The following is a 15365-nucleotide window of genomic DNA, read 5'->3' as shown; positions in this document are numbered from 1 at the left end:
GAATACGTCTGCGTCGCCCATGCTCTGGTCGATGACAGCAATCGAGATTGTCGCGAGCATCGAGGAAATCCACAGCGTGTATGGGCCCTCTCAGTGGTGCAATGACCGGCGTAAGTCTATCGGGGAAGAGCCCCAAGCTTTGCTTGCGCGTCTTCGTATGGTCGGCAGTCGATGCCTCGTGAATGCGCAAATGCATCGCTGCCGACGCTATACTAGATAAGTCGCTGCAACCACAGCGACCGGGATTGGCGTCTCGAAAACGTGGGAAGACAGCCGCCGCAAGGCGGCTCTTTTGAACTCGTCAAGCGGAGGCGCACATGCCCCAGTCCTTGTTTGTCCGAATCGCCTGTACCTGGCATTCTGCTTACCCCAAAGTCCCCGTGCTTCCAAAGCGCATGCGCTCCCAACTCGGGAGGGCATCCAATGTGTAAGCACCCCCACTACAACATCAGCGCCGAGCAGACGGGCCGCGATATCTTCGTGACCGCGCACGCTGCATCCGAAAGCCCGCTTAGCCTCGCCGCCGAAAAGGCTGCCCAACTCAACGCGCTGCTGTCGGTCGCTATCGAGAACGCTGCCGGGGCACACTTGCCAACTTGACGGAGGAGACCCAGGGCCATCTGCTCTCGCTGGCGGCGGTACTTGCGAACGAAACCTTGGTGTTGAGCGAACTCGCGGTCTTGCGGGACTTGGAGGGGGCGCGCGATGGATGAACTTGTGGCGGGCTTGTACGAGCGGGATGCGTCAGCAGTCTCGTGAAATAAGAAGCCCCGCAGGCGTTTTGTCGCGCGGGGCTTCTGTTTGTTTGCATCAGAGTGGACTTTCACCCCGCTGCCGAGTCGTTTCGCCTATTTGCCGCGCTTCGCACGGAAGTAGCGGTCCCATCCTGCGGCACCTGGCAAAGCCAGGTCCCGATCGAGCCGACCCTCCCGGCACTCTGCGAAATCGCCGTCCCGCTCGTTCTAAACGGGTGCTCATGCCACGCACAAGCCTGCATCGCGCAAGCGGCGCAACAGGGCGCCGCGCTTGGCGTGGGAAGCCAGGAGCTGCTGCAGCGCACGCTCGAATGCTTCGCGGCTCGATGTGAGCGCATAACCGTCCGCCAGCTCCGCCAGCGCCTTCGTTGCCTCATCATAGGCCGACGCCGTGCCCCTCTGTACCTGCACATCAATGGCTGCCCAGCGCTTGTCCGCATCGTTCATCACCAGCCTCAGTTGCGCTTCGCGCTTTCGGCGGAGTGCGGCCTCCTGCCTGGTGTGTGCCTTTGCTTCGCGCTTCAGGCGCGCAACGGATGCCGCTTCGGCGAGTTCCCGCAGATGACCGAGGATGCGCCGCGCGGTGGAAGGCGGTGTTGAAACGTGCTGCGCTTTCAGCCAGGCGGCATGTCGCAACCGGACCTGGCGTTCCGCTTGATGTACCAGCCCTTGGGCTAGCAGTTTCAGCACCGCTGCCATTTCCTCGCGTGGCAATTCGCGCAGCCAAGCATCGATGCGATCATCCTGCGCGGCATCGCCCGGCGAAACGTCGGGGCTCGCCGCCGCAGCGGCGGCCAGCAGGTCGGGATCGATCTCCAGGAATTCGACTAGCGCTTCCTGCGGCGGCGACAGTGTCGCCAGGCCGGGGGGCACCTCCGGCTCCAGTGCGTCGTCCGAAAGGTCATGGGATCCCGCCAGCCAGCCAAGGTAAAGCGGGCGCAGGTCGCCACGCATCAGCTCGGCGCGCAGGGGGGCCAAGCGCCGCATCCAGCCGCTGCCGTCTTGCATGCCAAAGCGGTCATAGTCTTCGCCTTCGTTGAGTGACCACTCAATGATCCAGTGTTCTCCGTGTGTCTCGATGGTCGAGGCATGCCGGATGGCGAAAGGCTTCAGTTCCGCTTTGCCAAACGTGGATAGCGGCACGCGTAGCGCCAGCCTGCTGCTGCACCAGTTGGCGGTGTAGACGAAGACGTCGAAATATCGCCGCATCCAGTCAGCCGGATCTGCCTTCAGATCGCCCCACTCATAGTGATTGACGAAGCCCGCGGGGCTGATCTGGGCGCGCGTGGAGACGGCGCGCAGCTGCGCCATCTCGGCGCGGGTGAGCGGCCGGTCGATGGCCGCGAATTCGTAGTATTGGTATTCGCTCATGCTGGTTGGATAGATACAGGCGCCTGCATCGCTGATTTCGCGCTGCGACTCGATCAGTAATGGTACCGGCAGGCAACGATGCCAATCTGGTTCTCTGTTGTGCCATTGATGAAGCGCGTTGTCATCGATGTCCGTGACCAGAAACCTGTCCTATTGTCCGTCAAAGGGCGCTGATTTCCCGATGCGCCTTACGTTGCCCTTGATAGATGTATCCATTCGGATACGATGCGGGTTATGACCACACTTAACCGCACCGCTGAATTCAGCGCCTGGATCTCGACCCTCAGGGATCTGACGGCAAGGGCCAAGATCCTGGTGCGCCTCAAGCGAGCCGAACAAGGCAACTTTGGCGATTCGGAGCCAATTGGGGATGGCCTGTCGGAGATGAGGATCGACTTCGGCCCTGGCTACCGCATCTATTACGGCCGCGAAGGTGCTGTGGCTTACTTGCTTATTTCAGGCGGCGATAAGTCGACTCAGAAAGCCGACATCAAGTGAGCTAAGGAAATGTGGAAAACGATCAAGAAGGAGTCATCATGAACAAGATCGAAGTGGCACGCTTCGATGCCTCGGATTATCTCGACAGCGAAGAAATGATCTCTGAGTACCTCAATGCAGCTTTGGAAGAGGACGACACTGCAGTGCTGCTTGCCGCTATTGCGGACATTGCCAAGGCACGTGGTATGACCAGAATGGCTGCCGACTCTGGACTTGGCCGTGAGAGCCTTTACAAAGCACTCGCTCCGGGCGCAAAGCCTCGCTTCGACACCATCATGAAACTCCTGCACGCGCTCGGCGTGAAGCTCACAACAGTGCCCGACGCTCACGCATAACTAACCGACGCCACGGCCAAAAATAAAAACCCCCCGCCACCTCAAGGGGTGGCGGGGGGTTTTGTTGTCGGACGAAGTTCGCCGACGTTCGATACTCGGCTTAGACGTTAAACAAGAAGTTCATCACGTCGCCATCCTTCACCACATACTCCTTGCCTTCCGCGCGCATCTTGCCGGCTTCCTTCGCGCCTTGCTCACCCTTGTAGGTAATGAAGTCCTCATAGGCGATGGTCTGGGCGCGGATGAAGCCGCGTTCGAAGTCGGTGTGGATCACGCCGGCCGCTTGCGGCGCGGTGTCGCCCACGTGGATGGTCCAGGCGCGGACTTCCTTCACGCCGGCGGTGAAGTAGGTCTGCAGGCCGAGCAGGGTGAAGCCGGCGCGGATCACGCGGTCCAGGCCGGGTTCTTCCATGCCGAGGTCGGCCAGGAACACGGCCTTGTCTTCGTCGTCGAGGTCGGCGATTTCAGCTTCGATGGCGGCGCAGACGGCCACGACCGGCGACTTGGTCTTGGCGGCGTGGGCGCGCACGGCGTCCAGGTGCGGGTTGTTCTCGAAGCCGTCTTCACGCACGTTGGCCACGTACATGGTGGGCTTGGCGGTGATCAGGCACAGCGGCTTGATGGCGGCCCATTCTTCATCGGACAGGTCGAGCGTGCGCACCGCCTTGGCCTCGTTGAGCACGGCCTGGGCTTTTTCCAGCACGGCCACCAGGCGCAGCGCTTCCTTGTCGCCGGCGCGGGCGGGCTTGATGTAGCGGGCGTGGGCTTTTTCGACGGTGGAGAGGTCGGCCAGCGCCAGTTCCGTGTTGATCACCTCGATGTCGGACAGCGGATCGACCCGGCCGGCGACGTGGATCACGTTGTCGTCTTCGAAGCAGCGCACCACGTGGGTGATGGCGTCGGTTTCACGGATGTTGGCCAGGAACTGGTTGCCCAGGCCTTCACCCTTGGACGCGCCAGCCACCAGGCCGGCAATGTCGACGAATTCGACCACGGCCGGCAGGATGCGCTCGGGCTTGACGATCTCGGCCAGCTTGGCGAGCCTCGTATCCGGCACTTCCACCACGCCCACATTGGGCTCGATGGTGCAGAACGGATAGTTCTCGGCGGCGATGCCGGCCTTGGTCAGGGCGTTGAACAGCGTGGACTTGCCGACATTGGGCAGGCCGACGATGCCGCATTTGAGGCTCATGGTAAACCTTTAAAAATCAATGGGTTGCGGTTCACCCTGGGTGCGTCCGGCGCACTGGAATGGCGCGGCGATGGGGACGCAGAGGGGAGGGTTCAGCACGAGACAACACAGCCAAAGCGGGGCGTTGCTCACCGGTTTTGTGCTGGGGTGCCATCAGAAAGATGGCTATTGTAACCTCGCCGGACGCTGCGCTGAACCGGCTGGCCGCGCCTGCCGCCTGCTGGATTTGTGCGCCTCGCGGGCGTGCGCCCCTTTGCCGCAGGCGCCCGGGTGCCGCTTCATGCGCGCGAGGGCGCACCAAAGCCATCGTGCCGGGGTGGCTATAATCCACGCATGACTCGTCCATCTCCCTCCCGTTTCCAGGTTGCCGTGGTTGGCGGCGGCATCGTCGGCAAGGCTTGTGCGTTGTTGCTGGCCCAGCAGGGCATGCAGGTGGCGCTGATCGCGCCGCGATTGCCTGCCGGCGCGGCCGCGCCGGATCCTGGCCAGTGGGACAGCCGTATCTACGCCTTCTCGGCGAGCTCGCAAGCCTTGCTGGAGCGGTTGCGCGTGTGGGAGGCGCTGGACCCGGCGCGGATGCAGCCGGTGTGCGACATGCGCGTGTTTGGCGACGCGAGCGCGGCGCAGGCGGATGCCTCGGCTGCCGGCGATCTCCATTTCTCGGCCTACGCGGCCACCGTGGCGCAACTGGCGTGGATCATCGAATCCGGGCATGTGGAGCGCGTGCTCGATACCGCGCTGCGCTTCCAGCACCAGGTGCACTGGCATGACGATACGGCTGCGGCGTTCGCGCGCGACCATGATGGCGTGACGCTGACCCTGGCCGGCGGCGACAAGGTGCGCGCGGCTTGCGTGGTGGGCGCCGATGGCGCGCGCTCGTGGGTGCGCGAGCAATGCCACATTCCGGTCACCAAGCGGCACTATCGCCAGCTTGGCGTCGTGGCGAATTTCGAATGCGAGCTGCCGCACCAGGACACGGCCTGGCAGTGGTTCCTGGGCACGCGGCCCAAGCTGATGGCGGACGAGGAGCCGGCCAACGGCGAGATCCTGGCGTTGCTGCCGTTGCCGGGCCGGCGCGTGTCGATGGTGTGGTCGGCCGACGATGCCCATGCGAGTGAGCTGCTGGCGTTGTCGCCCGAGGCGTTGGCCGATACCGTGATGCAGGCTGCCAGCGGCGCCGTGGGACGCCAGTTTGGCGCGCTGCGCTGCATCACGCCCGCGCAGGGCTTCCCCCTGGTGCTGCAGCGCGCCGATCAGTTTGTGCAACCGCACGTGGCGCTGGTGGGCGACGCCGCCCACGTGGTGCACCCCTTGGCGGGGCAGGGCATGAACCTGGGTTTGCGCGATGTGGCGGAACTTGGCCGCGTGATGGCCGCCAAAGAGTCTTTCCGTGCAGAAGGCGACTTGCGCTTGCTGCGCCGCTACGAGCGCGCGCGCGCCACCGATTTGTTGTCGCTGACGGCGGCTACCGATGGCCTGCATCGGCTGTTTTCCCTGCCTGGCGGCGTGGCGCGCACGGTGCGCAATGCCGGCATGCGGGTCGTGGGCGGCCAGTCGCTGCTCAAGCGTTTTCTTATCGGCCGCGCGCTGGGCTGAGCGCCCGCCCCTTGAACCCTGAATCCCGAGCTCGCTCGCGCGAACCGAATCATCGAATTACTGGAGTCATCATGTTGCATTTCCTGCGCCGCCGTCCCGCCCTGTCCGCCACCATCGTTGGCGGCATTGCGGCTGCCGGCTTCGCGCTGCACGCCATGGCGGCGGGCGAGCCCGGCACCGACCGCATCAAGGAATCGGTGCAAAAGATGCTGGGCGGGCGCGCTGAAGTGAAGAGCGTGGCCAAGACTCCCGTGCCCGGCTTGTTCGAGGTCAACATCGGTGGCCAGGTGGTCTACACCGATGCCACTGGCCGTTACATCATCAATGGCGAGATGGTGGACTCCAAGACCGGCACTAACCTGACCGAGGAGCGGCTGGCCGATATCAATCGCATCAAGTGGTCGGACCTGCCGCTGGCGCGCGCGATCAAGTGGAGCAAGGGCGATGGCAGCCGCCAGGTGGCGGTGTTTTCCGACCCCAACTGTGGTTACTGCAAGCGCATCGAGCAGACGTTCCAGCAGATGGACAACATCACGGTCTACACCTTCCTGTACCCGGTGCTGTCGCCGGATTCGTCGGTGAAGGCCAAGCAGGTGTGGTGCGCGGCCGATCGCACCAAGGCCTGGCGCGACTGGATGATCAGCCACGTGGCGCTGACCGGCAACGGCAGCTGCAAGACCCCTGTGGATGACAACCTGGCGCTCGGCCAGAGCCTGAACATCACCGGCACCCCGGCCGTGTTCTTCATGGACGGCACCCGCATTCCCGGCGCCGCCGACGCCGCCACGCTCGAGCGCAAGCTCGCCAGCCTCAAGAAGTAAGCACGTCGCGCCGGCGGCCTTCCCGGCGCTGCTGTGCCGGAGCCGGCCGGTCGTCTTTGCTCAAGAATCAAGAACCGGAAGGAGACTCCATGACGTTCCAGGCATTGCTGCTGACCCAGGCCGACGGCGCGACCCAGGCCGCCGTTACCGCGCTCGACGAATCCAGCCTGCCCGCCGAGGGCGATGTGCTGGTGGCCATCGACTACTCCACCATCAATTTCAAGGACGGGCTGGCCATTACCGGCCGCTCGCCGGTGGTGCGCAAGTGGCCGATGGTGGCGGGCATCGACGGCGCCGGCACGGTGCTGGAATCCGCCCATGCACGCTGGAAGGCCGGTGACAAGGTCGTGCTCAACGGCTATGGCGTGGGCGAGACGCATTGGGGGTGCCTGGCGCAGCGCGCCCGCCTCAAGGGCGACTGGCTGGTGGCGCTGCCGGCTGCCTTCACCACGCAGCAGGCCATGGCCATCGGCACGGCCGGCTACACCGCCATGCTGTCGGTGCTGGCGCTGGAGCGCGCTGGCATCAAGCCGGGCGATGGCGAGGTGCTGGTGACCGGCGCCTCGGGCGGCGTGGGCTCGGTAGCCATCGCCATCCTGTCGAAGCTGGGCTATCGCGTGGTGGCCTCCACCGGCAAGACGGCCGAAGCGGATTTCCTCAAGGCACTGGGCGCGGCCGAAGTGATCGACCGGACGGAGCTGGGCAAGCCCGGTAAGCCGATGCAGAAGGAGCGCTGGGCTGCGGTGGTGGATTCGGTTGGCTCGCACACGCTGGTCAATGCCTGCGCGCAGGTGCGCTACGGCGGCGCGGTCACCGCGTGCGGGCTGGCGCAAGGGCTGGATTTCCCGGCTTCGGTGGCGCCCTTCATCTTGCGTGGCATCACGCTCTACGGCATCGATAGCGTGATGGCCCCGATGGCCCTGCGTGAGCGGGCCTGGCAGCGGCTGTCGCAGGACCTGGAGCCGGATCGCCTGCGCGCGATCACCCGCGAGATCGGCTTGTCGGAGGCGATCGAGGCCGGGCGCAAGATCGTCGACGGTGGCATGCGCGGGCGCGTGGTGGTGAACGTCAACGCCTGAGCCGGCGCGTAGTCCGGGGCGGGCATGGCGCTACAATCACGCTCATGAAGCCGATCCATTACGCCATTGCCCCGCTTCAACCGGAAGCGCACCTGTTCGCCGTCACCGTCACGGTAGACGCCCCCAATCCCGCCGGCCAGCAGTTCTACCTGCCGGCGTGGATTCCCGGCAGCTACATGATCCGTGACTTCGCACGCAATATCGTGCGCATCCGTGCGCAGGCCGGCGGCAAGGCGGTGGCGCTCACCAAGCTCGACAAGCAGAGCTGGCAGGCGGCCCCGGTGGACGGGCCGCTTACGCTCAGCTATGAGGTCTACGCCTGGGATTTGTCGGTGCGCGCCGCGCACCTGGACGCCACGCACGGCTTTTTCAACGGCAGCTCGGTCTTCCTTTGCGCCGAAGGGCAGGAAGACCAGCCCTGCACGGTCGATATCCATGCGCCCGCCGGCGAGGCTTATGCCGGATGGCGGGTCGCCACGGCCATGCGCGAGGCGCCCGGCCGCGGTGGCGCCAAGCGCTACGGCTTCGGCCGCTACCAGGTGGCCGACTACGACGAACTGGTCGATCACCCGGTTGAGATGGGCAACTTCACCATGGGCAGCTTCCGCGCCTGCGGCGCCCAGCACGACGTGGTGTTCACGGGCCGCGTGCCGCAGCTCGATCTCGAGCGTGTCTTGCGCGACCTCAAGCAGATCTGCGAAGCGCAGATCCGCCTGTTCGAGCCCAAGACAGAGGCCGCGCCGTTCCTCGACAGCAACCGCCGCTACGTGTTCATGACCATGGTCACGACGGACGGCTACGGCGGCCTGGAGCATCGCGCCAGCACCGCGCTGATGTGCGCGCGCGCTGACCTGCCGGCGCGCGGCAAGGCTGACGCCACCGAGGGCTACCGCACCTTCCTCGGCTTGTGCAGCCACGAGTATTTCCATACCTGGAACGTCAAGCGTATCAAGCCCGCGGCGTTCGTGCCCTACCGGCTGCGCGAGGAAACCTACACGCCGCTGCTGTGGCTGTTCGAGGGCTTCACCAGCTACTACGATGACCTGATGCTGGTGCGCAGCGGCCGCATCACCGAGAAGCAGTACGTGGAGTTGCTGGCCAAGACCTGGAACGGCGTGCTGCGCGGCAACGGCCGCACCAAGCAGAGCGTGGCCGATAGCTCGTTCGATGCCTGGACCAAGTACTACCGCCAGGACGAAAACGCGCCCAACGCCATCGTCAGCTATTACACCAAGGGCTCGCTCGTTGCCCTGGCACTGGATCTCACCATCCGCACCAAGACCCGCAACCGCCGCTCGCTCGACGACATCATGCGCGCGCTCTGGCAGCGCTACGGCAGCGGTTTCTATGCGCCAGGCGCGCAGCAGCGCGGCGTGACCGAGGCCGAGGTGCACGCCTTGTTCGACGAGGTCAGCGGCCTGCGCCTGGGCGCGCTGCTGCGCTCGCTCACCGAAGGCACCGGCGAGCTGCAACTCGCCGCGCTCCTCAAGCCCTTCGGCATCAAGGCGGTGCCGACCAAGCCAGAGCGCAACGCCGCGCTCGGCATCAAGACCAAGACCGAGGATGGCTGGGTGCGTGTGACCCAGGTGCTCGACGGCGGAGCGGCCCAGGCGGCCGGGATCTCGGCGGGCGACCTGCTGGCCGCGGTGGACGGCCTGCGTGTAGCTCCTGGCCAGCTCGACAAGCTGCTGGCGCGCTATCGCGATGGCGATAGCGCCGAGTGCCATGTGTTCCGCCGCGATGAGCTGCATGTGCTGCCGCTGACCTTCGCGCGCGAGCCGGCGGCGCAGTACACCGTGACGGCCGAAGGCGGCCGCCAGGCCATGCGTGCGCGCTGGCTGGGCCTGTAGGCCGATTAGCCCCCAACGCTGCCGATCGCCACCACATGCAATACGCGCACGACGCCCGCACCTTTGTTTATTCGCATTATGTGTATCGCGGGCTGCGCTCCGCGACCGGGGTGATTGGCGCCACGCTGATCGCCTTGCAGTTCGCGGACCTGCCCACCGCCATGGTGGTGTCGATGGGCGCGTTGTGCACCAGCCTGATGGACCTGCCCAGCCCGTTCAACCACAAGTTCAACGAGATGCTGGCCAGCGTGCTGCTGTGCACGGCGGTGACATTGGTGGTGGCCATGGCCACGCCGTTCCCTCGCGTGATGCCGCTGGTGCTGGTGCTGGTGACCTTCATGGCCGGCATGATGACGGTGTATGGCAACAAGACCTTGCCATTGCAGTTCTCGGCCTTGTTCGTCATGACGCTCACCATCAACGAGGACTTCGTGGTGCGGCGCGCGCTCGAGCATTCCTTGCTGTTCGGCGTCGGCGCGGTGGCCTATATGGCGTACGCGATGGCGGTGAGCTGGGCCACGCAGCGGCGCACCAAGCAGCAGGTGCTGGCCGAGTCGCTGTACGAGATGGCCGGGTACCTGGAGATCAAGGCGGGTTTCTACGACGCCGGCAATGACTACGAGGCGCTGTTCAACCAGCTGGTGCGCCAGCAGATCGTGGTGGCGGAGCGCCAGCAGGCCGCGCGCGACCTGGTGCTGCGCGGCAACCGCACTACGCATGACGGGCTGCTGGTACAGGTCCACATGCGCATGCTGGACCTGTACGAGTACATCCTCTCCACCAATACCGACTACCCGCTGCTGCGCCAGACCTTTGGCAGCACGCCGGTACTCGATCACTTGCGCCGGCTGGTGCAGTTGATGTGCAAGGACGTGGAGGGGATCGCCTACGACATCACCCGCGGCCGGCCCTCCTACGCTTCCGTGGATTACCGGGAAGAGCTGCGCGCCGTCGCGCACGAGATTGCGCAATTGCGCTACCACCACATCAACCCGGCGGCGATGACGGCGGCGGCGGAAACGCTCGACATGATCAAGGGCGCCATCGTGCTGGTGGAGCAGCTGCACGAGGCATCGCGCACGCCGGTGGAGCCCAGCAAGGTGCTGCCCGGGCCGGACATGACACCGTTCCTGACGCGCCAGCGCTACGAGCTCAAGGTGCTGCGCGACAACCTGAACTGGAAGTCGCCGGCGTTCCGCTTTGCGCTGCGCATCACCATGGCGGTGGGCGCGGGACTATGGATTGCGGAGCACCTGCCGTATGTGTCGCACAGCTATTGGATCCTGCTGACCATCATCGTCATCCTGAAGCCCAATTTCAGCATGACCAAGCAGCGCTACAACGACCGCCTGATCGGCACGCTGATCGGCTGCGTGATTGCGGTGGCCGTGCTCAAGGTCGTGCACCAGCCGCTGATCCTGCTGGGCGTGCTGTTCCTGGCGCTGGTGGCCAGCACGGCGTTCTCCACCATCAAGTACCGCTACACGGCTGTTGCCGCCTGCGTGCAGGTGCTGATCCAGATCAACCTGCTGGTGCCGGGCAGCTCCACGGTCGCGGGCGAGCGGCTGATCGATACCGTGATCGGTGGCGTGATCGCCACGGTGTTCAGCTTTGTGCTGCCCAGCTGGGAATACCGCGCGCTGCCCGCGCTGGTGGAAAACGTGCTGCAGGCCAACCGCCGCTACATTGCCGCCACGCGCGACCTGCTGCTGCGCGTGGCCAAGGATGATTTTGCCTACCGGGTGCAGCGCAAGCAGTTCATGGACAGCCTGTCCGCGCTGATCGGGTCGTTCCAGCGCATGCTCGACGAGCCTAAGAGCCGGCATCGCGCGGTGGACAACCTGAACCGCTTCATCGTGCAGAACTACCTGGTGGCGGCGCACGTGGCCGCGGCGCGCATCCAGGTGCGCGAGCACTACGGCGAGCTGGACCTGCCGGCCGCCGAAGCCGCCATCCGCCAGGCCACCGATGCCGCGGCCAACAGCCTGCAGCTGGCCAGCGAACGGCTGGCCGAGGACGATCGTGCCGGCGGGCGGGGCGCGGGTTTCATTCGCGCGGTGAAGGACCCGGCGAAGGGGAAGGCTCCGCTGAAAGCCACGGAGACGGCGGGGCTCGCGAACGATCGCGTTGGTGCCAGCGTGGCGGTCGCCGTTGGTGTTGGCGACGGTGCCGATGGTGCCGGTGGCGGCGATGTTGCGGCGGTGTCCGATACCCAGGCTGTGCGCGCCGCCGATGCTGCTATCGCCACGGAAGCGCTCACCGCGCCGCCCGCGGTCGAAGACGCCAGCGAGCGTCGCGCCCGCCTGGCCGATTCGGCCGACCGCCGCCGCGCCGATGTGCTGGTGCAGGCGGCCGCCTCGGGCGAGCTGGGCCGGGCTGCCAGCGAAGCCGGCAACATCGCCAGCACCGCGAGCTCCACAGGGCGCACCGCCAATGCCATCCTGGAGCGCCGCCTGCGCGCGCTGCGCGAGGACACCGCCAAGATCGCCCTGCGTACCGGCGCGATCGGCAGGGCCATGCGCGAGCGCTAGGAACCTACGAGGCCGTTTCCAAAAGATGCTGGCGTCGTTGCGCGGCCCTGGCCGATCCACTTGCAATGTCTGCGGCCGCGCGCCTGGCCAGAACCGCTTCGCTTCATTTTGAAACGGCCTCTAAGACACCAAGAAAACCGGGCCGCGCCAATCAGGTTTGCGTGCCCGCGCCCGGCGCTGGCTGCTCCTCGCGGGGCAGCGTCAGCATGCCGCTGTTGTAGCTGTATTCGTACACCTCGCCATAACGGCCCCATTCGATTGCCAGCGTCAGCACGCGCTCGGCCTCGTCCGGCTTGAGGAAGGCTTCGAGCTCGCGCAGCACGTGCTCCTCGCGGATCTCGCCGTCCTCGGACTGCTCCAGTTCGCGGCGGATATGCGCGGCCAGCGCCACGTGCTGCAGCAGCTGCTTGCCGAACAACACCTTGCGCTCGGGCGGCTCCGTCTCGTAGTACGCGCGGCCCAGGCCGGTGGCGCTGATGTCGCCGCGCTCGATGGTGGCCAGTTGCAGCAGGTGCAGCGCTTCGCAGGCCGGGAGCAGGTCATCGTCGGTGAGCCCGGCTTCCTCTGCCAGGTGCGGCAGGTCGGCCCTGCCAAAGAAGGGTGCTTCGCACAGCAGGTCGAGAATGGCCTCCATCTGGCTGATGTCGGCATCCGGCAAGCGGTAGCCGATATCGCGCGCGGCCGCCAGCGCGGTGACGCGCGGGCCCATCGCCGCGGGCGACGTCATCAGTGTGTAGACCTCGTCGATCAGCCCGCGCACCTGGGAGGAGTCGCGGTTGCGCGGGCGCGGGAACGGGATCTTCACCTCGGCGCGGATACGGCCCGGGTCGCTCGACAGGATCACGATGCGGTCGGCCATCATCACCGCCTCTTCGATATTGTGCGAGACGATCAGGATGCACTTGATATTGGTGCGGCCGTCTTCCCACAGGTCGAGCATTTCGTCGCGCAGGGTCTCGCCGGTCAGCACGTCGAGCGCGGAGAAGGCCTCGTCCATCAGCAGCAGGTCGGGCTCGGTCACCAGCGCACGGGCAATGCCCACGCGCTGGCGCATGCCGCCGGAGAGCTCGCGCGGCAGCGCGCTGTTGAAGCCGGACAGCCCGATCATGTCGATCGCCGCCTCGGCCCGGCGCGCGCGTTCTTCCTTGTGCACGCCCTGGGCTTCCAGCCCGAGCTCCACGTTTTGCTGCACGGTGAGCCAGGGAAACAGCGCGAACGACTGGAACACCATGGCGATGCCCTCGGCGGTGCCGCGCAGCGGCTGGCCGCGAAAGCGCACCTCGCCGCGATCGGCGCCGACCAGTCCGGCCATGATGCGCAGCAGGGTGGACTTGCCCGAGCCGGACTTGCCCAGCATGGCGACGATCTCGCCGCGCTTGAGGGTCAGGTCCACGCCTTCGAGCACGGCGCGGTCCGAGCGGTCCGCGGTGCGGAAGATTTTCGAGACGCCGCGCAGCTCGACTACGGATTCGGTTGCGTCTGCGGTGGGGCTTGCCATGATGGAGTTCCGTTCAGATTCAGGGCTTCAAATGGGTGGCGTATTGAGTGCGGGCGTAGGGCGGCTCAGAGACGCGTGCGTTCCTGCGCCAGCAGGTAGAGGCGGTTCCACAGCAGGCGGTTGAAGCCCACCACGAAGATCGCCATCACCCCGATGCCCAGCGCGATGCGGGGGAAGTCGCCCTTGGAGGTCATCTCCGCGATATAGCTGCCCAGCCCGGTGGCGACCAGCGTGCGGTCGCCCCAGGTGACGTACTCGGACACGATACTCGCATTCCACGAGCCGCCGGCCGCGGTCACCAGGCCGGTCAGCAGGCTGGGAAACACCGCCGGGACCAGAAAGCGCTTCCACAGCAGCCAGCCGCGCAGGCCAAAGTTGCGCGCGGCCAGCTTGAGTTCGGTGGGAATGCCGGACGCGCCGGCAATCACGTTGAACAGGATGTACCACTGCGTGCCGAAAATCATCAGCGGGCTGAGCCAGATCTCCGGGTTCAGCCCGAAGCGCACGATCAGCATCACCACCAGCGGGAACATCAGGTTGGCCGGGAAGGCGGCCAGGAACTGCGCCACCGGCTGGGCGACGCGCGCCACCTTGGGGTTCAGGCCGATGCGGATGCCAATCGGTACCCAGATCACTGCGGCTAGCGCGATCAGCACGATCACCCGCACCATGGTCAGCGTGCCCAGCCACAGCACATGGCCCACTTCAGCCCAGCCCACCTCGGTGCGCACGAAGTGCATCACGCGGTACAGCGCCAGCATGGCAATCACGATGATGATGACGTTGCTAGCGCGCTCGATCCACATTGCGCGCCGGCCATCGTTGGCCTTCGGCGCCACCGCCTTGCGCCCGGATCCCCAGGCCAGCGTGCGCTCGGCCAGCGCCGCCGTGCGGCCCAGCAGCACGCGCACCCATTCGGAGCGGCGCAGCAGGTTGAGCAGCCACGATTGCGGTTCGGTCTCCTGCGCCATGGTCTCGAAGCGGAAGCGGTCGGCCCAGGCAATCAACGGCCGGAACAGCAACTGGTCATAGAGGATGATGCCGATCAGCATGGCCAGGATGGCCCAGCCGATCGCCGCCAGGTTCTGCTGCTGGATCGCCAGCGAGATGTAGGAGCCGATACCCGGCAGCCGGATGTCGTTGCCAGACACCGAGATGGCTTCCGACGCCACCACGAAGAACCAGCCGCCGGACATCGACATCATCATGTTCCACAGCAGGCCCGGCATGGCGAAAGGCACTTCGAGGCGCCAGAACTTTTGCCACGGCGAGAGCCGGAACATGGCTGCCGCTTCCACCAGGTCGGTCGGGATGGTGCGGATCGACTGGTACAGGCTGAACGCCATGTTCCAGGCCTGCGAGGTGAAGATGGCGAAGATGGCAGCGCATTCCACCCCGACCAGGCTCCCGGGGAACAGCGCGATGAAGCCAGTCACGGTGATCGACAGGAAGCCCAGCACCGGGATCGACTGCAGGATGTCCAGCGCCGGTACCATCACTTTCTCGGCGGTGCGGTTCTTGGAGGCGAGCGCCGCGAAGGCGAAGGAGAACAGCAGCGAGGCGCCCAGCGCAATCATCATGCGGATGCTGGTGCGCATGAGGTAGTAGGGCAGGTAGGCGATGTCCAGGTGCACATCCAGCGGCTCGCCGGGCTGGTAGGGCACATTCATCTGGCGCGCGGCAAAGGCCACGAGCACGATCACCGCCAGGATGATGGGCAGCAGTGCCAGGTCGAAGCGGTTCGGCGGCGCGGTCAGCAGCTGGCTGGCGTAGCCACGGGAAGTGACCGAGCTGGCCTGGTCGTGTTCGGCTTGCTGCATTATCTTGGCAGTGGAAACG

12 protein-coding genes and 1 pseudogene are annotated in these 15365 nt (G+C 65.6%); 8 read left to right on the top strand and 5 right to left on the bottom strand.

Annotated features, from left to right (window positions below; genetic code table 11):
• Window positions 1–423 precede the first annotated feature (423 nt).
• A complete protein-coding gene (locus tag A9975_RS38570; RefSeq protein WP_370564969.1) occupies window positions 424–600 on the top strand; it encodes a hypothetical protein in 177 nt (58 codons plus the stop codon).
• A gap of 374 nt (window positions 601–974) precedes the next feature.
• Here A9975_RS38570 and A9975_RS18875 read toward each other — a convergent pair whose 3' ends face one another.
• Window positions 975–2126: a hypothetical protein gene (locus A9975_RS18875; protein WP_183034145.1), complete on the bottom strand. Its 1152-nt coding sequence runs from the start codon at window positions 2124–2126 to the stop codon at window positions 975–977.
• A gap of 53 nt (window positions 2127–2179) precedes the next feature.
• A pseudogene (locus A9975_RS38565) lies at window positions 2180–2293 on the bottom strand (type II toxin-antitoxin system YoeB family toxin); the annotation flags it as partial.
• A gap of 67 nt (window positions 2294–2360) precedes the next feature.
• Between A9975_RS38565 and A9975_RS18865 the strand changes: the two are divergent.
• On the top strand, window positions 2361–2624 hold the full coding sequence (locus tag A9975_RS18865) for a type II toxin-antitoxin system RelE/ParE family toxin (RefSeq protein WP_183034143.1): 264 nt from the start codon (window positions 2361–2363) through the stop codon (window positions 2622–2624).
• Between the two features lie 38 nt (window positions 2625–2662).
• Window positions 2663–2959, top strand: coding sequence for an addiction module antidote protein (locus A9975_RS18860; RefSeq protein WP_183034142.1), 297 nt, complete (start codon window positions 2663–2665; stop codon window positions 2957–2959).
• Between the two features lie 100 nt (window positions 2960–3059).
• Here the strand turns inward: A9975_RS18860 and ychF are convergent, their stop codons facing one another.
• On the bottom strand, window positions 3060–4151 hold the full coding sequence (gene ychF / locus A9975_RS18855; RefSeq protein ID WP_183034141.1) for a redox-regulated ATPase YchF: 1092 nt from the start codon (window positions 4149–4151) through the stop codon (window positions 3060–3062).
• Between the two features lie 333 nt (window positions 4152–4484).
• On the opposite strand from ychF, the gene A9975_RS18850 reads away from it, so the two are divergent.
• The 5 genes from A9975_RS18850 to A9975_RS18830 all read left to right on the top strand — a co-directional run bounded on the left by A9975_RS18850 (window position 4485) and on the right by A9975_RS18830 (window position 12028).
• Window positions 4485–5747 (top strand): UbiH/UbiF family hydroxylase, encoded by a 1263-nt coding sequence (locus tag A9975_RS18850; RefSeq protein WP_183034140.1) that lies wholly within the window; start codon window positions 4485–4487, stop codon window positions 5745–5747.
• A gap of 71 nt (window positions 5748–5818) precedes the next feature.
• The gene (locus A9975_RS18845) at window positions 5819–6568 is read left to right on the top strand and encodes a DsbC family protein (RefSeq protein ID WP_183034139.1); all 750 of its coding nucleotides are present in this window, start codon (window positions 5819–5821) and stop codon (window positions 6566–6568) included.
• An 89-nt stretch (window positions 6569–6657) separates the two neighbouring features.
• Entirely contained in the window at window positions 6658–7647 is a 990-nt protein-coding gene (locus tag A9975_RS18840; RefSeq protein WP_183034138.1) for an MDR family oxidoreductase, read from the top strand.
• Window positions 7648–7691: 44 nt separating this feature from the next.
• The gene (locus A9975_RS18835; RefSeq protein WP_183034137.1) at window positions 7692–9497 is read left to right on the top strand and encodes a M61 family metallopeptidase; all 1806 of its coding nucleotides are present in this window, start codon (window positions 7692–7694) and stop codon (window positions 9495–9497) included.
• Between the two features lie 35 nt (window positions 9498–9532).
• Entirely contained in the window at window positions 9533–12028 is a 2496-nt protein-coding gene (locus tag A9975_RS18830; protein WP_183034136.1) for an FUSC family protein, read from the top strand.
• A gap of 151 nt (window positions 12029–12179) precedes the next feature.
• Here the strand turns inward: A9975_RS18830 and A9975_RS18825 are convergent, their stop codons facing one another.
• A complete protein-coding gene (locus tag A9975_RS18825; RefSeq protein WP_174428367.1) occupies window positions 12180–13526 on the bottom strand; it encodes a nitrate/sulfonate/bicarbonate ABC transporter ATP-binding protein in 1347 nt (448 codons plus the stop codon).
• Window positions 13527–13591: 65 nt separating this feature from the next.
• Window positions 13592–15346: an ABC transporter permease subunit gene (locus A9975_RS18820; protein ID WP_183034135.1), complete on the bottom strand. Its 1755-nt coding sequence runs from the start codon at window positions 15344–15346 to the stop codon at window positions 13592–13594.
• Between the last annotated feature and the right edge of the window lie 19 nt (window positions 15347–15365).

It is taken from the genome of Cupriavidus sp. UME77, from assembly GCF_014170355.1.
GTDB lineage: Bacteria > Pseudomonadota > Gammaproteobacteria > Burkholderiales > Burkholderiaceae > Cupriavidus > Cupriavidus basilensis.
The sequence above is the reverse complement of the archived record's forward strand: the minus strand, read 5'-3'. Positions and strand labels throughout refer to the sequence as shown.